Source organism: Mesotoga sp. Brook.08.105.5.1, from assembly GCF_002752635.1.
GTDB lineage: Bacteria > Thermotogota > Thermotogae > Petrotogales > Kosmotogaceae > Mesotoga.
The window spans coordinates 13,487-36,260 of the sequence record NZ_AYTW01000004.1 but is presented as its reverse complement, the minus strand read 5'-3'; the positions used below and the strand labels follow the sequence as shown (position 1 = coordinate 36,260).

The following is a 22,774-nucleotide window of genomic DNA, read 5'->3' as shown; positions in this document are numbered from 1 at the left end:
GAATTGGGAAGATAGAGCGGAGTGTTGTTGAGTTTGAGCGTTTGACGATATCCTTTTGCCAGTAATTTGATATGATTAGCATAGGTCAAAGAGCAAAGCGAGGAGAGAAGCATGAAAAAAGCATTACTGATTTTCATTTCAACCTTTGTCGTACTTACTGCACTATCAGCAGTCTTCATGGAAGAGGAATTGACTGCAGAACAATTCGGTTTCGTTGGAGATCTGAAGAGTGTCAGAGTCGAAATCGCCAGGTTAGGTGCCCAGTTACTGGTTTCGGAACCCGAGACGCTTTCTTTTAGCGAGTCGGGTTTGCTGATCGCCAGTGAAAGAAGTAGTATGAAGATCATCTACGTTTATGACGAGTTTGACAGGCTCGTCAGGAAGGAATTCATAGACGATGAAGGTGAGGTCTTCCAGACGGTTGAAGTCATCTATGACGATGAATTCTATGAAGCCATTGCCTTTGACGGCACTGGGAATGAACTTGAGAGAACTCGTTACTGGTTGGATTTGGTCGAAAGAACGCTTTCCTTTTCCATATCAACGGAAACAGGGTCTTCAACTAACACTCTCTACTTCGACGACAGCGGAAGAAAGACAAAGAGTTATTCCATTGTTAGAGAGAGCGTTGAAGACCTTGGTACGGATGTGAATATAGTCGTTGAGAGTAGATTCACTTATGATCTGAACGGATTTCTCAAGAGCGAGACTACCATAGTAAGAATCAGAAAAGAAGGCATGGAACACGCCACTGAATACCGAACGAGGGTTGACATACTTCTGAGAGACGAAAACGGCAACCCCGCCCGTGAGCTTAGAAGAACGGAATTTCAAGATGGCTCCAATCCTCCTGAGGAGTTCATTTACTCAAGAGAGTTCATATACTATTGATTCGGATGATGTGTAACATATGTTACCGATACAGCCCTCACAGCGGATGTAAGATAGTTATGATAGCGAAGGAGGGATTCACTTGTTCTGTTTTCAGTGTTCAGAAACGATGAAGGGAACAGGGTGCACCGTCAAAGGTGTTTGTGGAAAAGAGCCGGAAGTGGCAAATCTTCAAGATCTTCTCATCTGGATTCTAAAAGGAACTTCGTTTTGGGGAGTGAAAGCGAGAGAAGTCGGGATAAACGATTCCGACACAGGCCTCCACATCGCTGAAGGACTGTTCACAACAATAACAAATGTCGACTTCGATTCTGTGAGCCTTGGTAAGAAGATCGATAAGGCTCTGGCCGCAAGAGACAGGATCGAAGTGATGTTCAGAGAATCATTCAAGAGAGTACATGGTAAGGAGTTTGACGGAGAAGTTCCAGAAGCCTGCACCTGGAGAGTCTCCGGTGGGCTTGATGTTTACGAAATGAAAGGTGCCGAAGTTGGCGTTATGGATACAAGAGATGAAGACATCCGCTCACTCAGGGAGCTTCTTACTTACGGACTTAAGGGAATCGCCGCTTACACTGATCACGCGTACATTTTGAAACACTCGGAAAGTTCGATCCTTGATTTTCTTCAGGAAGGAATGGCGGCCTGTCTCGACGATTCGCTAAGTGTCGACGACTATGTGTCCCTTGTTTTAAGAGCAGGAGAGTATGCGGTGAAGGCTATGGCCTTGCTGGATGAAGCGAATACGACAAGCTACGGAAATCCCGAAATAACTTCCGTATATACGGGAAAACTTGAGGGACCTGGAATTCTGGTGAGCGGACATGATCTCCTGGATCTCGAAGAGCTCCTGAAGCAGACCGAAGGAAAGGGAATAAACATCTACACTCATGGCGAAATGCTCCCTGCAAATGCCTATCCGAACCTTAAGAAGTTCAATCACCTAAAGGGGAATTTCGGTACATCCTGGTACAATCAGCAGAAGGAATTTGAAGAGTTTGGAGGTCCTATTCTAATGACCACGAACTGCATTCAGAAACCGAGGGACTCTTACAAGGAGAGAATATTCACAACGGGCCTTGTCGGTTGGCCGGGCGTTGCACATATCCCTAACAGGATGGATGGTAAGCAGAAGGACTTTTCGCGGATCATAGAAGAGGCTCTCAAAATCGGTGATATAGGTGCCAGACCAGGTAAGACTATTGTTGTGGGTCTTGCTCATGATCAGCTTTCCAAAGTGTCGGATAAGATAATCGACGCGGTCAAGTCGGGGGCGATAAAGAAATTCGTGGTAATGGGTGGCTGTGACGGTCACTCGAAAGAACGCGAGTATTATACTGAACTCGCCGAGAAACTGCCTGACAATATGGTTATCCTGACTGCAGGTTGTGCAAAGTACAGATATAATATGCTTGATCTTGGCGATATCGGTGGTATACCGAGAGTTGTAGATGCGGGCCAGTGTAATGACTCGTACTCACTAGTGGTGACGGCTCTCAAGCTCAAAGATGCCTTTGGACTTGATGACATAAACGATCTGCCGATAGAGTACGATATCGCGTGGTATGAGCAGAAGGCGGTTGCCGTTCTTCTCGCACTTCTCTACATGGGAGTGAAGGGAATACGTCTTGGACCGATTCTTCCCGCATTCGTATCACCTAACGTTCTCAAGGTTCTTGTGGATAACTTCGATATAAAACCAATTACGACGGCGGAAGAGGATCTCAAAGCTATTGTTGGTTAGTCTGTGGCAAGATAAAGAAGAACCATCCATAACAAGTCTTGAGTAAGATTAGGCTCAATATCTCCCAAGCCGGGCGCCGCTAAGTGCCCGGCTTTGTCGGATCCAACGAAGTGTGGGACGGAACCGATCACCTTGGTAACTTGGGTCTCCCCCCCGAGCCACTCTTGTCCTATGGAAACATGATGTCAATTAAGGGAGTATGTTTATTATTCCCAGAACAAGCGCTGCAAGCGACGAGATAACAGCTACCGTCAACCAGATATTATTCGTCCTTTTCAGTGATGCGATCTCGCGCGCTGTTTCTTCTCCAACTCGCTTAACTGCCTCTTCAGTTATTTCAGTGATCTCATCCCTGGTAACAATTACCGCCGTCAGTTCCGATGACAGACTCCTGAGTTCCTGCGCGGTTGCGGCTAGCTCTTCCTTCGTTTTGGATAGATCATTCTGGAGCCGTTGAATTGCCTTCAGATTACTATCTATTGCAGCAACCGAGCCATCAAAATTCCCCTTCATACTGTCGAGATCTACGGATACAACTCCCAGAGATTCTTCGAGAAGTTCTATCGAACGATCAAGGTCAACCAAAAGGGTTCTTACGTCCGAGAGCTCAGAGTTTAGTTCTCCAATACTCCCGGTCAACTCATCGTATGCTTCTCCAAAAGCCTCTATAGATACTCCTGCAGGCGGAATCGATTCTCCGAGACTTATCAAATCTGAGTTGAATCTCACGAATCCCCTAGACAAACTGTCGACTATTCCGCGGAGCTCAAGTATCTCGGTTTCGAGTTCAGCGAAGTTTATTGCTCCGGTTCCAAATACACCGATTTCGAGATCTTCAATCTTTTCCTCAAGAACCTCCAAAGTACCTTCGATTGAAGAACGATGTTCCTCGAGAGTATCAATTCTATTAGAGAGAGTTTTGGCAGTTGATTCTGAAGCGGTTAGTCTAGCTCTTATCTCTTCTAGAGCAGCTAGCGACAGTTCAGTAGCCGATACTCTCTCTTCGATATACAAGAGAGTCTCAGATAATGAACTAACTCTTTCCATCTGAGCTAGAGAAATCTCTGAAACGTATTTTGACAATCCATCGAGTTCCAAAGCCACTTCATTCAGAAGCTCACTATTATTCAGGATGGCTTCGGTGTTGGACTCAAACATTGTTTCAACAACCTCAAATCGATTATCCAGAATATCCAACTCGATTACTAGTCTTTCGTGGATTGATTCTATTTCGCCCGAGTGTTTTTCAACAGAGTTTTCCAGCTCTTCAAATCCATATTTCATTGCTGACAAGACTTCGGAGATCTCATCAATTTTCTCGTTTATGGATAGAATAACTGCAGAGTCGGTCTGTTCTGCTGCAGAGGCTCTCACATCCTCAATCGAGTCCTGAAGGCTATTCACTCTGTCGTTAAGATGGCTTTGTGATGCTGCAAGCGTTTCTATTCTAGAAATCTCGTCACTCCATTCTACAAGTGATAAATAGAGTCGTTCGAGCGAATCACTGAGTTCTTCGAACTCAATTCTAAGCACAGGATTATCGACAACCGCATCTTCGAGAGAAACAAGCCTGTTTTCTATCGATACTGCGAATTCTTCAATGTCGAAAGCTCCCCTGTCAACCGCTGCTTTGTATTCTGCCAGCGCGACTTGAGTATCCAGAAATAATGTGTTTAGCCTCCTGAACTGTAGGTTCAGTCCTTCGACGTTGTCCTGAAGGAAGTTGAGTCTGTCGTTAAGATCGGCCATGCCTTCAACTATTGAATCGTAATCATATGTCTCCTGGACGTCAACTACCGGCGTTGTTTCATCAAGGGTTACGGGTGCCATCTCGACTATCTTTCCAGGTTCTGTGGTCTTCACTCTCCACGGGAGAAGAATCTGTTGTATTCTTATGTCCATAAAGTAGTCCTGAACTTCTGATTTTGAAGTCAATACCAGAACTCCACCAGATGGAAGGGAAAAGGGTAACTGCAAGGGCACGGAGAGATCTTCAACTTTGTAGATTTGATAAGGGACTCTCTCTTCGCTTTCGCTGTCAATTATCGCAACGTTGTTCACTTCTAAGTCCATCACTCTCGTAGATCTGATGATTAGTATGCCCAGCAGATTCTGATCGGCGATAACCTTTGATTCGGAGTCGGTAGCAGCATAAGCAGGAACGAATCTCGCATCAAAGCCAGCTCCAGAGAATGAAACGAAGTCATCACTCCTTGACAAGAGACTGTTGAACAACTCATCATATTCTTGGGCCAGGGTAACTACCGAGATCAAGACAATTAGAAAGATAAGAACTTTTTTCATAAGCATACCTCCTGCCAGACGGCCGCTTGGCCAGCGAATTCCTTCAAACAGACTGTACTTCCATTTGCTTCGGGACCCAATGTGTTTCACTTCCCTATAATGTTAAGTATAACAACGTGAGCCATATAATTCAGCACTCTACTAATCGAAACTTCCAAACACACACAGTCTATCAGAGACAAACACCCTAAGAAACAGCTAATTTTCGAGCATATTTCGGTTTGAAGTACTGATATTTTTTCACACGTCACCACTGTCTGCATTTTACCATTGCCACCAAATGATTAACCAAGCCTCTTTCACCTGTGATATACTGTCAGTGAGATTTTCAGCGGAGTGTGTCGCTCTTGAATAAACAACCAGCAGAATTTGCACTAAGCGGCGAACGTATCGTCTGGATTGATGTTGCCAGGGGTTTTCTTATGGCACTGGTGATTATGTATCACACTCTCCCCCCTCAGTTAGTTGCTAATCTAATAAACCCGGCGGCCTGCACCTTCTTCTTTCTTTCCGGTCTTTTCTCAAAGGAACTGCCAATTAGGAAGGGCGTAAAGAAGAGGCTTAAGCAGCTAATGGTGCCTTACTACACAATGGCCGGGTTCAACATACTAATCTGGCTGATCGTCAAACTGCTGGTGACGCGAGAAGAACTAAATTTCTCCATTGGCTCAGTTTTGGTGAATGTTCTGACCGTTCGTACTGCCGTGGGGATAATTCCACTGAACATCATTCCATTATGGTTTGTTCCTGCCGTTTTCGTCACGGAGATCTACTATTCAGTTCTGAAGAAGCTGAATATTCTACCGATTGGAATTGTTCTGGGTTTCGTGTCGATGTTCTTCTTCTACGGGGCTCTGCCCTTCAAAATTGATGTTGCGCTTGCCGTGCTTCCATATTTTGCCGTTGGTAAAGTGGTGAAGTCATTGGGACTTTCTTCAAAAAGAATCCCTGTTCTCCTTACGGTAACTGCATGTGCATTATTCGTTTCAACAGCTGCTTTTTCTAACGAAGTCTATCTGATGGAAGACTACTTCGGCTCGTCACCTCTTCTATACGTAATTGCTGCACTGGTTGGGATAATAGCTGTATGCGGTCTAGCTCAGATTCTTGAGAAGGTCAAGCTTGCGAGGTCTATCCTCTCTCTCTTTGGCAAACATACTCTTTTCATACTAGGTTATCACATAGCCGCAGGTTTTCTCGTCTATCCCATATTCGATGTGTTCGGGAATCCGATTGAGATCATGCAAAGGTTTTGGTATATATACTGGTTTATGAACATGGCTCTGATCTATCTGATGATCAGATTAATCCCCAAACCGGCTATGATGATTATGTCAGGCACCTTCCTCGTGAAACGCAGGAGTCTTTCCACAGAATTAGTTTAGTGAGAATGATGAGATGAATTGCTTCAGAGTATGCGAAGAGTCAGTTTCGACTTGCAATTTTCGAGACTTATTTGATAACACACAGCGGGACGCTGTGCACATCAGATTCCGTTGTAGAAGACGGGAAAGTTCATGTTCCTTTAAGGGCTATTTCCTTTAGTTTGTTCAGTCTGAATGATAACAGATGATCGCTGGGAATGCTTTATAAATTAAAGAGATTCTCCACCAAACGGAATCCACTCGTAGCGAATGACATTCCGGTGACTGTTGTTCTGTTATTCCTAGCCAATAACTAGCCTATTGGAGGTCGAGCTTTCAGAGAATCTGAGAGTGCTGTCAAAGAGAGTCCTGTTTAGAAAAGGTGATTCTAGCTCTTATACTATTTGTTGATCCAACAGTAAAACTTTACTCTGCATATCGCCCTCTGTCCGGTGACTATCAAAAAATGGTATCATCCTATTTGAAGGCGTGTTTCGGGAGGGATTCCTATGACTGCGTTACTGATCATTATTGCTGTTTTGTTAGGCTATGTTGCTTATAGGCTTATCCTGAGAGAGGGGGGTATATTCCTTGGACCTTATGAGTTTAAGTTCAGGAAAGACCCTGGTCCCGACGAGTTTCTACAACGTTTGAAAGAGCTTCAGCAGGGGAAACAAGATTTCGAGAGTAGGTTGGTGTTGAGTGCAGCCACCAGTAAGTTTCCTAATAACATTGAGTTTTTCAGGCTTGCAATGGACAAAGTCTTCACAGATCTCAAGACGGCCCAGACAGAGAAAGAAGTAGAAGAAATATTCACGCGTGGGGAAAGCCTCATAAAGGAATTTGGAGCGGCTTCCGGCACAGACTCCATATCGCTTCTAACTGAGTATTCGAAGCGACTGGTACAGGCACAGGAAGAGTTTTACTCTTTAAGAAAGGAAAGAGATCTTGAGATCGAGAGAAGACAGCGGGAGAGAAATGAAGCGATTTTGAAAGAGCTCGAGAACATTCTGGAAGGTATCAGAGCGTCAAATGATGAGATGGCCATAAGGGATGCTATGAACAATGCCGCAAGACTTGAAACGGGTATGGACCTCTCGCTGGTCGATGAAAGCCAGAATGAAAGATACAGAGATGTGAAAAACGGCTTCTACAAAATGGCTGAAGAAAAGGTTGAGTCTCTGAGAAGTGCAAGGTACTCCAGATACAACAGAAAAGCGATAGAGAGGTTGAAGAAGCTCCTTGATGAGTTCACTGAGAATGAGAAGGAACTTTCCAGAAGCGGGAGTTCACTCCCTGTAACCTTGAAAGAATACATTGGAACACTGAACACCTCTTATTTCGATGGTCCAACTATGCAGTACTTCAATTACGTCTACGGTTATATTTTCTCGTTGATAGATGAAGATCTGAAGTTTGAAGTAACTAGAATCATGGCCGAGACGGAAAAGGATACTCTTGATATATGAGCGGTGAGAAGAGGATTCGGCTCAAGAGTACTGGAATCCAGCCTCGCTTCGATTTCCAGATGGAAAGGAAAGGTCAGATCCCCGAAAAAGACGATCTTAAAGGCGCGCTCGAGATTTTCGACAGCTCTCTTCCTCTTAAGAGAGCAAACGAATATTCAGTTGAGAGCTTGGTCTCGCTGTCAAGTATAAGAAAGATATATGAAAACCTGGAAAAGAAGCTCGAGATGCAGAAGAGAAGTTTGGAGCCTCACAGTGTAGTTATGAAAGAGGAAGAAGTGACTCTCGTTGAGATAATTCTTAAAGAGACTCCGCTGAAGCAATGGTACACGACCGGAAAGACACTTGGAAGTCTGGCTTCGATTGGAGCAAAAGTCGCTCTTCAACTCCTAAAAAACAAGAAGGACGAAAGGATTTTCAATAGGCTCCGCCTGCTTGAAATAGAGGTGATTCATCGAAAACTGGAAGAGAACACCTAACCTTTATTGACTTCTATAAAGCCTTCAATAGCTCTACCAATCTTAAGACGACAGCCTCCTTGTTGAGAGAGAAATACATCATTTGATTCATCTTCTCCACGCTGACCATACCTGCTTCACGTAAGATGTCGATGTGCTCTCCAATCTCGAAATTAGAAAGATCTAACGCTCTTGCGAGCTCATGTCCGGAAGATTGGCCCATCGATAGATGCCTAATTATGGCGAGTCTTTTCTCATGAGCAAGAGCATCAAAAGTATCGGCAGACGTTTCCAGCTGATTCTTGGGAGTGGTCATTACCTCTCTGAAGCGGAATCCCACAGTATACATATCTTCCTTTACAAAAAGTATTGCTGCGTTTGAGACCAGGAATTCGGAGAAGTAGCTGGGACAAATCACAGCTCTTTCGAGTTCTTCATAACTCGTATAGTCGATGTTCTTTATGAGTGTCTTCAGAAACTTAATGCCGGAAGCTTCAATCTCTTTCTTCAGATCAGTTGCTACTTTTGGAAGCGTCCTTTCGAGCTTTGGTTCTATCACAGAAAATGAGTTTTCGTAAAACCACTCAAACAAGTAAATGAAGTCGTCTTTGGCCTTCTCCGGACCAGAAAGCATCTCGAAGAGAACGGCTTTTCTTTCCGGAGAGAATGACATGTCTTTCGAGACAAAGAGAAGCATTTCATTGTCGTTTTCAATTATTCCTTCGAAGGTGTTAATATCTACCGCGCCTTTTCTCGGACCGTAACCGGAATAAATGAAATGAGCAAAACCCTTTCGGGCATTTCTCTTAAGTGTTCAATTAGCTGTCTTGCATTTTTGAGGCTGCTGTGCGTAATATCCGGAAGAAAGCACATTCCAAAAAAAAGTCTCCCAAGCAAAGAACTCCTTTAGCTACTCAAGTATGTCCGGAGTGAGAATACTCTTTGTTTCGGAAACCCAGTTTTGAATATCCCTATTTGGTTCAAACTTGCCCTTATAGAGTGAAGACTCAAACAACTCATGAAATCTCTCGTTGTTATTCAATCTGAACAAACCATGGAGAAGATCGCAGGCTGTGCTGGAGCAAACTTCCACTTTGTTGTCAATCCAGTTCAAAACTTACCACCCCCCAAGACTCACATTAACGCGAATAGTCTATCACTATAAAGCGAAGAACAACATGAATCTCATTGATAAATGGATGTCTCTTTCTGTCCAAGCACTTGCAACACGATTCTATCAGAATGAACTACAGTATGAGCAGACTGACCGCCATGACCGCCATTCCGGCTATTAATCCCGATATGGAGAGATGGTGTTCTCCATACTTCTCTGCCGAAGGAAGGAGTTCATCTAGAGATATGTAAACCATTATCCCTGCAACTCCGGCAAAGACAATCCCGAATGCAATGTCGGTGAAAAGGATATTTATCAGCGCAAATCCGATCAAAGCGCCAGCCGGTTCTGCCAGACCCGAAAGAAATGAATACATGAAAGCCTTCTTCCTGCTTCCCGTTGCGTGATATATCGGAACAGCCACAGCGATCCCTTCAGGGACATTGTGGATTGCTATCGCAACCGCAATAGGTACCCCAAGCGACGGATCCTTCATGGCAGCAAGGAATGTTGCGAGCCCTTCAGGAAAGTTGTGGACAGCAATGGCAAACGCAGTGAAAAGCCCCATTCTCAAGAGAGTTTTGTTTTTGGCTTGCATTTCATCTACGTCTCTCATTTCGTGAGGATTCTCTGCGGAAGGTACAAGGAAGTCGATCAGGGCAATAATGCCTATACCTCCGAAGAAAGCGATTACATTAATCCAGTCGCTTATGCCACTTCCCACAGACTTCTGGAGAGATTCACCGCTCTTTACAAAGATCTCGACGAAGGATACGTATATCATTATACCGGCGGAGAAGCCAAGCGAAACTGAAAGAAACTTTGTGTTGGTTTTTTTTGCGAAAATCGCAAGAATACTGCCGATCCCGGTGGAAAGCCCCGCAAAAACAGTCAAAAAAAACGCTGGCCAGAAATTGTCAAGTTGCATCGTAATCCTCCATATAGTCCGCTAGAAAGATTATACATTTCTTCATTGGTTTGGCAGTCATTCTGCATAGATTTTTGATTAGCGTAAAGGTCTAAAGAAGACGCGCTCTGGGCGCGTCTTTTCAAGATCACTTAACTGACTTCATGCCTTCTTCTATGGCGCGGATATTCAAATCTACGAGTGCTGCTTTTCTTCCTGTTAGCTTTTTCTCCAGTGCCTTTCTTACTCCATCGAGAGTGACCGTTCCGGCCCTGCCAAGGTATGCACCAAGAACTACCATATTTGCAACCTTGAGATTACCGAGCTTCTCAGCGACCGAGTTTGCATCGATCTTGACGACAGAAATATCGTTTCTACTCGTATCTCTATCAACAACAGATGTGTTTATCACCATGAGTCCGCCAGGTTGAATCTCCTTCTCGAACTTCAGAAGAGAAGGGATGTTCATTACTATCAACTCGTTTGGAGTATTCGTAATAGGTGAGCCAATCGGCTCATCGCTAACGACAACCGTGCAGTTCGCAGTCCCGCCTCGCATTTCAGGACCATATGACGGTAGCCAGGTAGTGTGCTTGTTGTCGAACATTCCCGCCGTTGCAAGAATCTGTCCTATCAGCATCACTCCCTGTCCCCCAAATCCCGCAGCAACCAAGAGATGCTCACTCATTTGAAATCACCGACCTTGTCGACAAATACCCCGACGGGATACTCTTTCTTCATGTTTTCATTTAGCCAGTTGATTGACTCCACCGGGTTGAGGCCCCAGTTTGTCGGGCAAGTCGAAAGAACCTCGACCAATGAGAAGCCCAGCCCTTTTTGTTGTGCGACAAAGGCCTTCTTTATTGAAGCCTTTGCCTTCCTAACTTCCTGAGGAGAACTCACAGCCACTCTTTCCAGATAGACAATTCCGGCGGTTTCTTTCAGCAATTCCGAAACATGAATCGGAAACCCTTCCGTCTCTGCTTTTCTCCCATACGGAGAAGTAGTGGTTTTCATTCCAAGCAAGGTCGTCGGTGCCATCTGGCCGCCTGTCATACCGTAGATCGCGTTGTTGACGAAGATCGTGGTGATCTTCTCGCCTCTATTTGCGGCATGAATTATCTCGGCGGTTCCTATGGCTGCGAGGTCTCCATCTCCCTGATACGTGAATACGATTCTATCAGGCATCGCTCTCTTCATTCCCGTAGCTACTGCTGGAGCCCTTCCGTGCGGGGCAACGGTACCGTCCACATCAAAGAACTGATAGGCGAAGACTGAGCATCCAACGGGAGCAACCATTAGCGTCTTTCCTTGAATGTCGAGTTCATCAATTACTTCTGCTATGAGTCTATGGATAATGCCGTGGTGACAACCAGGGCAATACGAGAATTCGTTTCTAGCAAGTGACTTTGGTCTCTTGTAAGTAGCCTGTTCCATACAATCACCTCATCCTATAAGTCTGACGAGTTCTCTTAACACTTCGTCAGGCGTTGGAACCATTCCTCCGGTTCTTCCATAGAAATGAACCGGAAGAGTTGCTTCGACTGCAAGGCGAACGTCCTCGACCATCTGCCCCATAGACATTTCCACATCCAGACAGAATTTCTTTCCTCTTGCCGCCTCTTTTAACTCTGCGTATGGAAACGGCCACAACGAGATTGGTCTGAACAATCCAACCTTGATTCCCTGTTTCCTTGCCATTTTCACTACACTGCCTAGAATTCTTCCCATCGTTCCATAGCCGACTAGAACGTAATCTGCATCATCAAGATCATGAGACTCATATCTGACTTCCTTTGCTTTTATCTCATCGTATCCCTTGTGGACAACGATATTCATCTCTTCAAGTCTTACAGGATCGATATCAAAGGAAGTTACCTTATGAGGTTCCCTTCCTTCTGTTCCCCTCAATGCCCAACTGGAATGGTCGTTGATTCCATCAAGTTTGACAAACTCGGGGAAGACAACAGGCTCCATCATTTGACCAAGCATTCCATCTGCAAGAATCATTACCGGAACTCTGTAATTGTCAGCTAAATCAAAAGCAGACTCCATAAGATCTACCGCTTCCTGGATGCTGCCGGGCGCTAGAACTATCAAATGATAGTCACCATGCCCCCCGCCCTTCGTTGACTGGAAGTAGTCACTCTGTGCTGGCTGAATATCTCCCAGTCCAGGTCCCCCTCGTACAACGTTCACAAAAACCGTAGGAAGCCTTGCTCCAGCAATATAAGATACCCCCTCTTGCATGAGGCTGTAGCCGGGACTCGAAGTTGAAGTCATAACTCTGTGACCAGTGCTTGCGGCTCCGTAAACCATATTCACCGCCGCTACTTCGCTCTCGGACTGAAGAAATACGCCGCTTACTTCAGGCATTCGCCGAGCCATATACTCTGTAAACTCCGATTGAGGAGTAATCGGATAACCAAAATACAACCTACAGCCGGCCCTTATTGCAGCTTCAGCCATTGCTTCGTTACCTTTAACCATCATTTTTTCGGCCATCTAATTTTCCCCCCTATACTTCTGCTGTCTCTTTGAAGACAGTTATTGCGGTATCGGGACACATCATGTAGCAGAATCCGCAGCCAATGCAATTCTCGAGATCATGCTGCTGTGCCGGATGATAGCCCTTGGAGTTGAACTTCTCAGAGAAGCTCAGCACTTTCTTAGGGCAGAAGTTGATGCATAGACCGCAGCCCTTGCATCGCTCTTCGTCTACTTTCACGAAGTCTTTACTCATTTTCTACCTCCCATGAATTCTTCATATACTTCTCAATCCAAAACTGATCGAACATCCCACTTCCATTTCTCGTTCCGTTCATCAGAACAGTGAAAGCCACAGGTGTTGAGACCCTTTCGGATAATAGCTTAACGAACTTCTCTCCTTCGATAATATTCTCGTCTGTCGTCTCAGATCCAATATTTGAGTTGTTGACCAAATAGTTGATCTTCATTCTAGACTTCTCTTGAAGTCTCAGGAAGTGAGAAGCCGCGTTTTCGACTGTGTCGTTGAACGGCCTGAAGGGATTTATGACATAGTAAGTCTCACAGTCCTCTTTCGGTAGTCTCGTGCTCAGTGAAGAGAGTACTATTGCTCCGTCATCGTTCCCTCCAACGTCGAGGATGACCCTGTAATCCGGATTCTCAACGTGACCGAATACCTCTGCCGGAATTATCGGCAAGTCGGCATGGGCCAGCGTGCCTTTGGGAGCTACGATTTTAACCCCGAACTTAGAAAAGCTCTCTCTCATATCGCGGGATCTATAGTATGGACTTATAGTATCGATGTCGGCGAGGGCCACCCTTTCTCCTCTATCGGCAAGCAGTCTAGCGACATTCAAAGATACTTCGGTCTTGCCGCTGCCAAACATACCCATGAAGATAAGCACTTTCTTAGAAAACTTCATTCTGCTCTCCTGTACTCTTTTGCCATTTCATTTCCTTCAAGGACTCTCAAACAGGCAACGGCAAGGGACAGCTCCTCATTTCCTCCAGGAACAACATCTATTGGCGCGAGAAAGGACAGCTTCTCGGTCAGCCATGGGACCATGAACCTTCTGTCATAGGCTATTCCTCCAGTAATTATGATAGAGTCGATATCACCGCTCAAGGCAGCAGCCATTCTTCCGGCCCACTTAACTATCTGATAGGCCATCGCTCTGTATGCAAGTTCTGCCTTCTTATCACCATCAACAATCGCCTGCTGGATCTTCTGGCAATCGTTAGTTCCGGTGTAGGCAAATAGTCCGCCCTTTCCCTTGATAAGCTTTTTTACTTCTTCTTTTGAGTATCGCCCTGAATAGCATAGCTTTATAAGACCTGTAATCGGAAGTGTTCCGGCTCGCTCAGGACTGAAAGGGCCGTCCCCGTTCAAAGCATTGTTCACATCGACAACCCTTCCTCTCCTGTGAGCCCCAATGGAAATCCCTCCACCCATGTGGATGACAACGAAGTTCATTTCATCGTACTTCTTTCCATATCTCGAAGCCACATCTCTCGCCACTGCCTTCTGATTAAGAGCATGGAAAATCGACCTTCTCGAATAGTCCGGATGACCTGTGAGTTTGGCGACGGGTTCCATTTCATCAACGACTACTGGATCTGCAATGAATGCCGGGATTTCCCTGCCACTTTCTCTAGAGAGTTCATTAGCGATTATGGCTCCTAGATTAGAGGCGTGCTCACCATACTTGGCAGATCTGAGATCATCTATCATTGCTTCACTAACCGCGTATGTGCCGCCTTCGAGAGGTCGGAGCATACCGCCTCTTCCGATTATTGCGTCTATTTCACTGAGAGGGTGTCCTGCTGACTCCAGAAAGTCGACTATCAATTTCTTTCGGAACATTCGCTGTTCATATAGTGAAGAAAATCTGCTCAAATCGTCGGACGAGTGTCTTATGGTATGTTCACTTATCATCTCCAGGTTTCTGAAGAGTGCGAGTTTTGTTGAAGTAGATCCTGGGTTTATAACGAGTATGACAGGCATCATATCACTCCTGCAAGAAGAACATTCAAAGCGATGGATTGGAGTTTTGTCCTGGCGGAATCGGCTCTAGAGGTAAGTACTATTGGTGCTTTACCTCCAACTATGGTACTGGCAAGCTGACTGTCGCAGAGGAATGCCATGGTCTTGTAGAATATATTCCCTGCTTCAATGTCAGGCATAACTAGAATATCTGCGTCTCCAGCTACAGAACTTGAAATACCCTTGTGCTCGGCAGCTTCACGAGATACTGCATTATCAAGAGCAAGGGGCCCATCTACCTCAACATGACCAAACTGACCTCTCTTAGCCATCTGTGAAAGTACCGCCGCATCGAGAGTTGCGGACATCTTCTGATTTACGACCTCTATAGCGGCAATAACTGCCACCTTTGGCTTGTCGATCTCCAGAACCTTTGCAACTGAGGCAGAGTTGACTATCGAATCTCCCTTTTGACCCAAATCAGGGGCAATAACCATCCCGGCATCAGTAACGAGAAGAAGTTTATGGTATCTCTTTGTCTCGAATATAGTGACCAAATTCATCGTTCTTCCTGTCTTGAGACCATAATCATCCTTCAAGAATACATTAAGGAGTTCGCCGGTTTTTACGTTTCCTTTCATCAGGATTTCGGCTTCCTTGAACGAAACAGCTCTTACGGCCTTCTCGATCGATTCTATCTTTGAAGAACAGTCAACTACAGAAAGCTTCTCGTGAAAGCCGATCTCCTCACTGATAGCTTCAATCTTGTTCTTGTCGCCGAACAATATGAACGATGCAATGCCCTCGTCTGCGGCCTCTTTCGCTGCTGAAAGTACCACAGGATCTTCAGCAGCAGCAACAGCGATTACTCCAGGATTCATCTTTGCACGGTCGATTAGCTGTGCAAGACTTGTGATCATGTTGCCACCTCCGGATCAAACTCCTTCGCAGTTTCTATTCCTCTAAGAACTCTCTGTGCGCCAAGAGCGAGAGAAAGAAGCTCGTTCTCTCCAGGCTCGATGACGACCAGAGCGAATTTCCCAACGTAACTCTTTATCTTCTGAACGAACTGGGAGTTGTATGCCATACCGCCTGTCAGAACGATTGCGTCTATTGAGCCGCCTGCTAGCGCGACCATGCCGCCAATTTCCTTACCTATTTGATAAGCCATTGCATCAACGACAAGAGCTGCCTCGGGATCACTCTCTGACATCTCCAGGGCCTTTCTAAGGTCGTCTGTACCTAGATATGCCCGTAACCCTCCTGATTTCAGGTATCTATCTAAGAGTTCCTTCTCGGTGTATCTCCCGGCGAAACACATCTCAGCTAGATCGGCGACCGGGAGCTCTCCCGTTCTAGTTGGACTGAAAGGGCCTTCGTCAGTAGCGTTATTGACGTCGACCACTCTGCCCTTTAGCTGTAGCCCGACCGAAATGCCCCCTCCCAGGTGAGCGATCACCAGGTTCAGGTTATCGACATCTCTACCCAGATCTGCAGCAACCTGTCTTGCGGCGGCCTTCATGTTCAGCGCGTGAAGTCTCGAGATTCTCGGCAGTTGAGGAAGACCTGATAATCGTGCCTCTTCACAGAATTCGTCTACAGAGATCGGGTCCGTTACAAAGACCGGGACTCTTCCTTCTGAGAGGCGAAAACCTATGGGAGCAGCGAGATTAGAGGGATGTTCTACTTCAGCATGGTGCAGAAGAAAGTCAACCATTCTCTCGTTCACTCTGTATGTTCCGCTTTCAAGCGGGGGCAAGATTCCTCCCCTACAGGCTATTGAGTCAAAATCAAGCTCGATCCCTTCGTTTCGCAAGAAGGACTTGATCTCTTCTACCCTTTCCTGAATATCATCATCAACTTCCTTCATCATAGGGACATGCTGAATAGATCCCCTGGCGATCTCGGTATCGTCATTGTAGACAGCGATCTTAGTTGAAGTGGAGCCGGGATTTATGGCCAAGATCTTCATTTAATCACTCCCTCAGAGTAGCTTTTTCTCTTTGCCGTACTCCACAATTACCTTCTTGAGTCTCTTGACTCCTTCGATGATATCCTCTTTAGGAGGCAGACAGAATGAAAGCCTCATTGAGTTCTGACAGGTGTTGTCGAGTGAAAAGGCCTGACCTGGAACGAAAAGTATGTTCTCGGCCTTGCCTAGCTCTAGCATTTCTCCTGTATCGAAACCTTCAGGAAGAGTGAACCATATAAAGAGGCCGCCTTCGGGTTTTGTCCAGTAAAAGCCGTTCATGTCACCAAAGTTTCTGTCGAGTTCAGTTAGCATCAGATCCTTCTTTTCTCGGTAAAGCGCAATCGTTGGTTTTATCTGGGCAAGGAGGTTATGCCTCTGAAGATATCTTGCGGCGATACGCTGTGTGAGGCTTGGCGTACAGAGGTCTGAAGCCTGCTTTGCCATTACCATCTTTCTTATTATGTTCTTATTGCCGATCACTATACCGAGCCTAAGCCCAGGCGACAGGATTTTGCTGAATGTTCTCAACAACAGGACTCTTTCTTGCCCGCCAATCTTGAAGATCGGATCGATCGCTTCTCCTTCGTATCTTAGGTCACCGTAAGGATCGTCTTCAACTATGAGAACATCGTACTTTTCTGCAATCTCAACGAGTCTCTTTCTCTTTTCGTAACTCATTGTTACGCCGCCTGGATTGTGGAAATTCGAGATTGTGTAGATGAACTTCACTTTGTCGAGTTCTCCGCGAGTTTCGATTTCTTTGAGCTTGTCTTCAACTATATCAAGATCCACACCGTCTTCTTGAAGGGTCATGTATTCGTACCCGTTCGACCTTAGAGAAAAGGCACTCGCAGCTCCCAAATATACCGGCTTCGACACGAAGTAAATGCTGTCGTCATCCAAAAAGATCTTACCGACAAGATCTAGCGCACTTTGGGATCCTACTGTGACCAAAAGATTATCGATGTCAAGACCCTCAATGCCGTACTCCCTATTAAGAAGGGAGATGTACTCTTCCCTAAGTATAGGATCACCTTCAGTCTGACCGTACTGAAGTGTGAACTTGTACTCCTTTTCCAGTATTTCCTTTGATATTTCAGCCATCTCTGAACGTGGAAAAGTGTCCGGGTCGGGAACGCCTCCGCCAAAAGAAATCATACCCGGGTTCGAGGTCACCTTAAGCAGTTCCCTGATGATGTTCGATTTCATTCTGAGTGCGATCTTTGAAAACTTTTCTGTCACGATTTACACCCCCTGGTAGTTATCGTAGTAATCATCACAGTAATTCAGTTAGCAATAGCATGCCAAGAGATAACAATTGTATAAATCGCTTATAGAAGGCTAAATACAGAAGCTTCCGTGCTTTTGGCTTCCGTTCGGTGCACACTTTTGCATGCAACATATTGCATACGTGCAGTCGTGTGCATGACGATGGAGGTATTTCCACCTGAAAGAAATGTATACGAGAATTAGACTTTCAGATTCTCTTGAATCCTATTTCAATCAGTTCTTCAAGGTTTATTTCACCGGAGAGCCTCGAACATCTCGAGTCAACAGAAGCTCTTGCAACGGCAAGTGCAACCTTTCTTGCGACTCCCGGTTCAAACGGCCTTGGCAAAATGTAGTCCCTGGAAAGCTTTTCTTCAGGCACGGCCGACGCAAGGGCGTCGGTTGCTGCCAACTTCATAGCTTCGTTTATCTCTCTTGATCGTGTGTCAAGAGCGCCTCTAAAGATGCCCGGGAAAGCTAGAACATTGTTTATCTGGTTTGGGAAGTCTGATCTGCCGGTGGCGACAATTGATGCACCTGCGCTGCGGGCAAGATCCGGCATAATCTCCGGTACGGGATTGGCCAGAGCGAAGATGATCGGTTCGGGAGCCATTTTGCGCACCATTTCAGGTAAAAGAAGCCCGGCAACAGAAGTGCCAATGAAGAGATCGGCTCCCTTCACAGCGTCCTCCAGATTTCCGCTGAGATTGTCGGGGTTAATCTCCTTTACGATCTCTGAATGAAATTCGTTTAGGAGAGTAGCTGGCTGATTCCTGTTTAGTATTCCATTTCTATCGACTGCAACAATATTCCTTGCACCTGCCGCCAGCAGCATTTTGATTGTTGCGCCTCCGGCCGCACCAACGCCAACCGTTACAATCTTTAGATTCTCAATCTTCTTTCCAGCGATCTTCAGCGCATTTCTCAGCGCAGCAACGGCGACAATCGCTGCACCGTGTTGATCGTCATGAAAGACTGGAATATCAAGCATCTTCTGAAGTTCGCTTTCAATGAAGAAGCATTTTGGTGAGGAGATGTCTTCAAGATTTATGCCTCCAAAGGTTGGGGCAATTGCCTTCACGAACGAGATAATCTCCTCTGAACTATGGACATTTATACAGAGGGGAAAGGCATCCACATTTGCGAATTCCTTGAACAGGACGGCTTTCCCCTCCATAACGGGAAGTCCAGCTTCGGGGCCTATATCCCCTAGTCCAAGTACTGCCGTTCCGTCTGAGACTACTGCAACGTAATTCCATTTGTTTGTGTAGTCGTAGGCAAGTTCCTTATCGCTCTCAATCACTCTGCATACATCGGCTACCCCAGGAGTGTAAGCAAGCGAAAGAGCCTCCATGCTATCCACTCTCACTTTGCTTCTTACTTCCAACTTTCCCCGTAGATCCTTGTGAAGTTTCAATGCCTTTTCATTCACACAATCACCTTCTATTCAAAGTAAAAAAATCCGAACCGTTAACATCAGTTGCTACAATCAACGGAAAGTCTCTGACATCAATCTCGAATATTGCTTCAGTGCCTAGATCTTCGTAAGCGATGACCCTCATAGACTCGATCCTTTGCGCAAGCGAAGCGGCCGCTCCGCTTGGAGCGATCAAATAGACTCTTCTAAATTCCTTACACAGATTTGCTGCCAGATCCGATCTTTTTCCCTTCCCGATGGTTGCCAGAACGCCCTTTTCGAAAAGCATTTCCAAAAAACCATCCATCCTGAGAGAAGTAGTAGGGCCGATTGCTCCGCAACTTTCTTCAACTAGCTTGGCCGGACCGGCATAGAATACAATTGCCCCTTCAAGCTCAACAGGGAAAGGCTCGCCTTCTTCGTACAACTTCTTGAGGCGCATCTGAGCTGCGTCTCTCATTACTATGAGTTTGCCTGTAAAGCTGATTTCTTGACCGGGGGACAAATCATCTATCTTCAAAGGTAACTACCCCCTTTCTACAGAGATAACAATCAACAGCCAATGAAACTGGAAGAATCGCAATGTGACAAGGCGCAGTTTCAATGCTAACCGAGTAAGCGGTCATCCCCTCTCCCAGTCCTTGATAACCGATATGGAGGGAATTGATCTTATTCAGAAGTTTCTTCTCAAGTAAGGCGTAGTCAACGTCGGGATTCTTTGAATCCAACTCTCTAGTCAGAGCAAGCTTGGCAAGGAGCATTGATTTCTCTGAGCTTCCCCCGATGCCTATTCCGACCCTGAGTGGAGGACAACCCCTGGCTCCTCCTTCAGAAATTGAATTGGCAATTGTTTCTATGAACTCTTCTTGAGATGTTGTCGGGTTGAGCATGAACAGTCTCGAGAGATTCTCGCTGCCTCCTCCTTTTACGAGGAAACGTATCTCTAATTCTCTTCCGGAAACCATGAAAGTATGCACGACCGAAGGTGTATTGTCTCCGGTATTTTCTCTGTGTATTAGGGGGTCCTTCACAATTGAGTATCGATAGGGATTTTTTGAATACGCTCTCCTGACAGCCGTATCGAGGGTGTCTGATAAGGGTTCCTCAAGAGATACCTCCTGACCGATGAAGACAAAGAATTCAATGAAACCTGTGTCCTGGCACAGGGGAAGCTCCAGCTTTTCTGCAAGTAACGAGTTCTCATTCAGAATAGATGAGAAAGGACCGGTGTAGAGTTTTAGATAAGATTTGATCTTATCATCCATTATTGTGTTTGCCTTTACTAATGCGGTCTCGACCTTTCCCGCTATCGAAGATGCTTTTATCAAGAATTCACCTCATTATCTGTGAAAAGCTTATGATGAGCAACGTCATATTCATTTATAACACTTTGCACACCCGATTGCCCTAATGATCATTTCTCCAAATCGGAAGCATGAAGGAAGTCAGTATTCTCAGCTCGTAACGAAAGCTCAGAAACAGCAAAAGAAAATACTTCAGAAAAGCCTTAGATAGAATACTAACTTGGGCTTCTCCACTTAACTGCAAAGCTATTAAATTTTCACGATCTAGATTCTCCAGCTGTTATGAAATCAATATATGGAAAGACGTAATGCATCATGATTAAATCTACTCAATAGAGAAAGGTTCCATAGTACAACTAAATAGTGTACAATAAGATTGGAGGTGAAAGAATGAGTATTTACGATTTTGAACTGACTACAATAGACGGGTGGAACAAGACCATGGAGGACTTCAAAGGCAAGGTGCTATTGATAGTTAATACGGCTAGCAAATGCGGATACACATCTCAGTACGATGGTCTGCAGAAGCTTCATGATGATTTCAAAGACAGAGACTTTGCCGTTCTTGGTTTTCCATCGAATGACTTTCTTCGCCAAGAGCCTGGCAGTGAAGAAGAAATCAAGGCGTTCTGTGATGCGAATTTCGGTATTACTTTTCCCATGTTCTCGAAAATACATGTTAAGGGAAAAGAGATACACCCTCTTTATGAATTTCTTGTTTCTGGCGGTGGGAAGAAGGAGTTTTCAGGAAAAGTGAAATGGAACTTCACGAAGTTCTTGATTAACAGAGAGGGTGAGATAATTGGAAGATTTGAGCCGAAGGAGGAACCCGAGTCATTTCGTTCTGCAATTGAGGAGGCGGTTAAGTGACCAAGAAAGAAGAGGTTGCGATTCCAAGAGAAGACGAGCTACTTAGGCTTGACAATCAGCTTTGTTTTGCATTGTATTCCAGTTCAAGGGGCATCACAAGGCTCTACAGACCAGTGCTTTCAAAGTTCGGGTTGACCTACCCTCAATACCTTGTAATGCTTGTTCTGTGGGAGAGAGAGCCACTTACAGTTAAAGATCTCGGGGAGAAGTTGTTTCTTGATTCGGGAACCTTAACTCCCCTTCTTAAGAGGATGGAAAGACAAAGCCTTCTTACGAGAGAAAGATCGCAGGGTGATGAGAGACAGGTACTCATAAGTCTAACAGAGAAAGGGAAAGGGCTTAAGGATAAGGCGATTGATATTCCGATGAAGATTGCTGAACAGGTGAATATCTCTCAGAGAGAATACATTTCTCTTATGTCGTCGCTCAAAAAGCTTCTGAAGAAGATCGATATGAGCGAATCAAATGGGTCCTCAAGTTAGCAGAATCACAAAATGACACTGCTACAGCTTGTCACGATATACATTGCGGGCGCCGCAGCTGGTTTTATGAATGTTATGGCGGGAGGGGGCTCAATGGTCACTCTCCCGGTACTTATGTGGGTCGGGTTGCCGCCGCACGTTGCCAATGCCACCAACAGACTGGGCGTGATATTTGAAAGCGGTATAGGAGTAAAGACCTTTCGATCCGGCGGTATGAGGTTTGACAAGTCCATACTTCCGGCGATAGTGTCTGCAACGATAGGTTCAATCATAGGTTCCATGTTTGTCTCGACAATACCGAAGGATGTGCTGGAGAAAGTGATCGCGGTAGCTCTCCTGGCAGTAGTTTTGCTTATGTTACTGAAACCGAAGCGGCTCACTTTTTCGAGACCCTCTGGAGTCCTCTCTACTCTAATCTTTTTCGGTGTGGGCTTCTACGGGGGATTTTTACAGGCGGGAGTTGGTTTCTTCCTTATTGGAGCGATTACCTTTTCGTATGGCTTTGATCTTGTGAGGACGAATTTCACGAAGATTGTTATCGTCTTTATCTACACTGCTTTTGCTCTGGTTATTTTTATCCTTAATGGGATGATTTACTGGTTTCCCGGCCTGGTTCTCGCGGCAGGAAATGTTGTCGGGGCATATTTTGCTGCCAGGCTATCGATAAGAAAGGGCAGCGGTTTTGTGAGATGGATTTTGCTGATAATTGTGGTCGCAAACGCCATTAAGTATCTCTTCTTCTAG

The 22,774-nt window shown here is 45.4% G+C and carries 24 protein-coding genes; 8 read left to right on the top strand and 16 right to left on the bottom strand.

The window, feature by feature from the left end:
* Positions 1-111: 111 nt before the first annotated feature.
* Complete coding sequence (locus tag V512_RS01240) at positions 112-891, top strand: hypothetical protein (protein WP_099828651.1); 780 nt, start codon at positions 112-114, stop codon at positions 889-891.
* An 82-nt stretch (positions 892-973) separates the two neighbouring features.
* A complete protein-coding gene (gene hcp, locus V512_RS01235; RefSeq protein ID WP_099828650.1) occupies positions 974-2,632 on the top strand; it encodes a hydroxylamine reductase in 1,659 nt (552 codons plus the stop codon).
* 189 nt (positions 2,633-2,821) lie between these two features.
* Here the strand turns inward: hcp and V512_RS01230 are convergent, their stop codons facing one another.
* A complete protein-coding gene (locus V512_RS01230; RefSeq protein WP_099828649.1) occupies positions 2,822-4,936 on the bottom strand; it encodes a hypothetical protein in 2,115 nt (704 codons plus the stop codon).
* Positions 4,937-5,283: 347 nt separating this feature from the next.
* Here V512_RS01230 and V512_RS01225 point away from each other — a divergent pair, with 347 nt between their 5' ends.
* The 3 genes from V512_RS01225 (at position 5,284) to V512_RS01215 (ending at position 8,245) form a co-directional block, all read left to right on the top strand.
* A complete protein-coding gene (locus tag V512_RS01225) occupies positions 5,284-6,321 on the top strand; it encodes an acyltransferase family protein (protein ID WP_243392194.1) in 1,038 nt (345 codons plus the stop codon).
* 488 nt (positions 6,322-6,809) lie between these two features.
* Entirely contained in the window at positions 6,810-7,769 is a 960-nt protein-coding gene (locus V512_RS01220) for a hypothetical protein (protein WP_099828648.1), read from the top strand.
* Between the two features lie 59 nt (positions 7,770-7,828).
* Positions 7,829-8,245, top strand: a complete 417-nt coding sequence (locus V512_RS01215) for a hypothetical protein (RefSeq protein ID WP_243392193.1) — start codon at positions 7,829-7,831, stop codon at positions 8,243-8,245.
* A gap of 13 nt (positions 8,246-8,258) precedes the next feature.
* Here the strand turns inward: V512_RS01215 and V512_RS14860 are convergent, their stop codons facing one another.
* The 15 genes from V512_RS14860 to V512_RS01145 all read right to left on the bottom strand — a co-directional run bounded on the left by V512_RS14860 (position 8,259) and on the right by V512_RS01145 (position 20,702).
* Positions 8,259-8,921 (bottom strand): metalloregulator ArsR/SmtB family transcription factor, encoded by a 663-nt coding sequence (locus V512_RS14860; RefSeq protein WP_243392192.1) that lies wholly within the window; start codon positions 8,919-8,921, stop codon positions 8,259-8,261.
* Positions 8,922-9,134: 213 nt separating this feature from the next.
* Positions 9,135-9,338 carry a hypothetical protein gene (locus tag V512_RS14855; protein ID WP_243392191.1) on the bottom strand — a complete coding sequence of 68 codons (204 nt, stop codon included), beginning with the start codon at positions 9,336-9,338 and terminating at the stop codon, positions 9,135-9,137.
* A 133-nt stretch (positions 9,339-9,471) separates the two neighbouring features.
* The gene (gene zupT, locus V512_RS01205) at positions 9,472-10,266 is read right to left on the bottom strand and encodes a zinc transporter ZupT (RefSeq protein ID WP_099828646.1); all 795 of its coding nucleotides are present in this window, start codon (positions 10,264-10,266) and stop codon (positions 9,472-9,474) included.
* Positions 10,267-10,393: 127 nt separating this feature from the next.
* Complete coding sequence (locus V512_RS01200) at positions 10,394-10,933, bottom strand: 2-oxoacid:acceptor oxidoreductase family protein (protein WP_099828645.1); 540 nt, start codon at positions 10,931-10,933, stop codon at positions 10,394-10,396.
* Complete coding sequence (locus tag V512_RS01195) at positions 10,930-11,682, bottom strand: thiamine pyrophosphate-dependent enzyme (RefSeq protein ID WP_099828644.1); 753 nt, start codon at positions 11,680-11,682, stop codon at positions 10,930-10,932. Before V512_RS01195 ends, V512_RS01200 begins: the two co-directional genes overlap by 4 nt.
* Before the next feature lie 9 nt (positions 11,683-11,691).
* Positions 11,692-12,750 carry a 3-methyl-2-oxobutanoate dehydrogenase subunit VorB gene (locus tag V512_RS01190; RefSeq protein WP_099828643.1) on the bottom strand — a complete coding sequence of 353 codons (1,059 nt, stop codon included), beginning with the start codon at positions 12,748-12,750 and terminating at the stop codon, positions 11,692-11,694.
* Between the two features lie 13 nt (positions 12,751-12,763).
* Entirely contained in the window at positions 12,764-12,988 is a 225-nt protein-coding gene (locus V512_RS01185; RefSeq protein WP_099828642.1) for a ferredoxin family protein, read from the bottom strand.
* Positions 12,981-13,655 (bottom strand): cobalamin biosynthesis protein CobQ, encoded by a 675-nt coding sequence (locus V512_RS01180; RefSeq protein ID WP_099828641.1) that lies wholly within the window; start codon positions 13,653-13,655, stop codon positions 12,981-12,983. The genes V512_RS01185 and V512_RS01180 overlap by 8 nt, the downstream gene beginning before the upstream one ends.
* Positions 13,652-14,737: a butyrate kinase gene (gene buk / locus V512_RS01175; RefSeq protein ID WP_099828640.1), complete on the bottom strand. Its 1,086-nt coding sequence runs from the start codon at positions 14,735-14,737 to the stop codon at positions 13,652-13,654. The genes V512_RS01180 and buk (V512_RS01175) overlap by 4 nt, the downstream gene beginning before the upstream one ends.
* A complete protein-coding gene (locus V512_RS01170) occupies positions 14,737-15,636 on the bottom strand; it encodes a bifunctional enoyl-CoA hydratase/phosphate acetyltransferase (protein ID WP_099828639.1) in 900 nt (299 codons plus the stop codon). Before V512_RS01170 ends, buk (V512_RS01175) begins: the two co-directional genes overlap by 1 nt.
* Positions 15,633-16,688 carry a butyrate kinase gene (gene buk / locus V512_RS01165; protein WP_099828638.1) on the bottom strand — a complete coding sequence of 352 codons (1,056 nt, stop codon included), beginning with the start codon at positions 16,686-16,688 and terminating at the stop codon, positions 15,633-15,635. Before buk (V512_RS01165) ends, V512_RS01170 begins: the two co-directional genes overlap by 4 nt.
* A 12-nt stretch (positions 16,689-16,700) precedes the next feature.
* Positions 16,701-17,930 carry a PLP-dependent aminotransferase family protein gene (locus V512_RS01160; RefSeq protein WP_099828637.1) on the bottom strand — a complete coding sequence of 410 codons (1,230 nt, stop codon included), beginning with the start codon at positions 17,928-17,930 and terminating at the stop codon, positions 16,701-16,703.
* 235 nt (positions 17,931-18,165) lie between these two features.
* A complete protein-coding gene (locus tag V512_RS01155; RefSeq protein ID WP_099828636.1) occupies positions 18,166-19,389 on the bottom strand; it encodes an NADP-dependent malic enzyme in 1,224 nt (407 codons plus the stop codon).
* Positions 19,390-19,393: 4 nt separating this feature from the next.
* Positions 19,394-19,894, bottom strand: a complete 501-nt coding sequence (locus V512_RS01150; protein WP_099828635.1) for a FumA C-terminus/TtdB family hydratase beta subunit — start codon at positions 19,892-19,894, stop codon at positions 19,394-19,396.
* On the bottom strand, positions 19,881-20,702 hold the full coding sequence (locus tag V512_RS01145; RefSeq protein ID WP_207759727.1) for a fumarate hydratase: 822 nt from the start codon (positions 20,700-20,702) through the stop codon (positions 19,881-19,883). The genes V512_RS01150 and V512_RS01145 overlap by 14 nt, the downstream gene beginning before the upstream one ends.
* A gap of 366 nt (positions 20,703-21,068) precedes the next feature.
* Here V512_RS01145 and V512_RS01140 point away from each other — a divergent pair, with 366 nt between their 5' ends.
* Genes V512_RS01140 through V512_RS01130 form a run of 3 tightly spaced genes read left to right on the top strand, consistent with a single transcriptional unit; the run spans position 21,069 to position 22,774 of the window.
* Positions 21,069-21,548, top strand: coding sequence for a glutathione peroxidase (locus tag V512_RS01140; RefSeq protein WP_099828634.1), 480 nt, complete (start codon positions 21,069-21,071; stop codon positions 21,546-21,548).
* Positions 21,545-22,030, top strand: coding sequence for a MarR family transcriptional regulator (locus tag V512_RS01135; protein WP_279300408.1), 486 nt, complete (start codon positions 21,545-21,547; stop codon positions 22,028-22,030). The genes V512_RS01140 and V512_RS01135 overlap by 4 nt, the downstream gene beginning before the upstream one ends.
* A gap of 12 nt (positions 22,031-22,042) precedes the next feature.
* The gene (locus V512_RS01130) at positions 22,043-22,774 is read left to right on the top strand and encodes a sulfite exporter TauE/SafE family protein (protein WP_099828633.1); all 732 of its coding nucleotides are present in this window, start codon (positions 22,043-22,045) and stop codon (positions 22,772-22,774) included.

Coding starts and splice junctions, on each gene's coding strand:
- V512_RS01240 (WP_099828651.1), top strand. CDS start 112: ATGAAAAAAGCATTACTGATTTTCATTTCAACCTTTGTCGTACTTACT.
- V512_RS01230 (WP_099828649.1), bottom strand. CDS start 4,936: ATGAAAAAAGTTCTTATCTTTCTAATTGTCTTGATCTCGGTAGTTACC.
- V512_RS01220 (WP_099828648.1), top strand. CDS start 6,810: ATGACTGCGTTACTGATCATTATTGCTGTTTTGTTAGGCTATGTTGCT.
- V512_RS01215 (WP_243392193.1), top strand. CDS start 7,829: ATGGAAAGGAAAGGTCAGATCCCCGAAAAAGACGATCTTAAAGGCGCG.
- V512_RS14860 (WP_243392192.1), bottom strand. CDS start 8,921: ATGCTTCTCTTTGTCTCGAAAGACATGTCATTCTCTCCGGAAAGAAAA.
- zupT (WP_099828646.1), bottom strand. CDS start 10,266: ATGCAACTTGACAATTTCTGGCCAGCGTTTTTTTTGACTGTTTTTGCG.
- V512_RS01200 (WP_099828645.1), bottom strand. CDS start 10,933: ATGAGTGAGCATCTCTTGGTTGCTGCGGGATTTGGGGGACAGGGAGTG.
- V512_RS01195 (WP_099828644.1), bottom strand. CDS start 11,682: ATGGAACAGGCTACTTACAAGAGACCAAAGTCACTTGCTAGAAACGAA.
- V512_RS01190 (WP_099828643.1), bottom strand. CDS start 12,750: ATGGCCGAAAAAATGATGGTTAAAGGTAACGAAGCAATGGCTGAAGCT.
- V512_RS01185 (WP_099828642.1), bottom strand. CDS start 12,988: ATGAGTAAAGACTTCGTGAAAGTAGACGAAGAGCGATGCAAGGGCTGC.
- V512_RS01180 (WP_099828641.1), bottom strand. CDS start 13,655: ATGAAGTTTTCTAAGAAAGTGCTTATCTTCATGGGTATGTTTGGCAGC.
- buk (WP_099828640.1), bottom strand. CDS start 14,737: ATGCCTGTCATACTCGTTATAAACCCAGGATCTACTTCAACAAAACTC.
- V512_RS01170 (WP_099828639.1), bottom strand. CDS start 15,636: ATGATCACAAGTCTTGCACAGCTAATCGACCGTGCAAAGATGAATCCT.
- buk (WP_099828638.1), bottom strand. CDS start 16,688: ATGAAGATCTTGGCCATAAATCCCGGCTCCACTTCAACTAAGATCGCT.
- V512_RS01140 (WP_099828634.1), top strand. CDS start 21,069: ATGAGTATTTACGATTTTGAACTGACTACAATAGACGGGTGGAACAAG.
- V512_RS01130 (WP_099828633.1), top strand. CDS start 22,043: ATGACACTGCTACAGCTTGTCACGATATACATTGCGGGCGCCGCAGCT.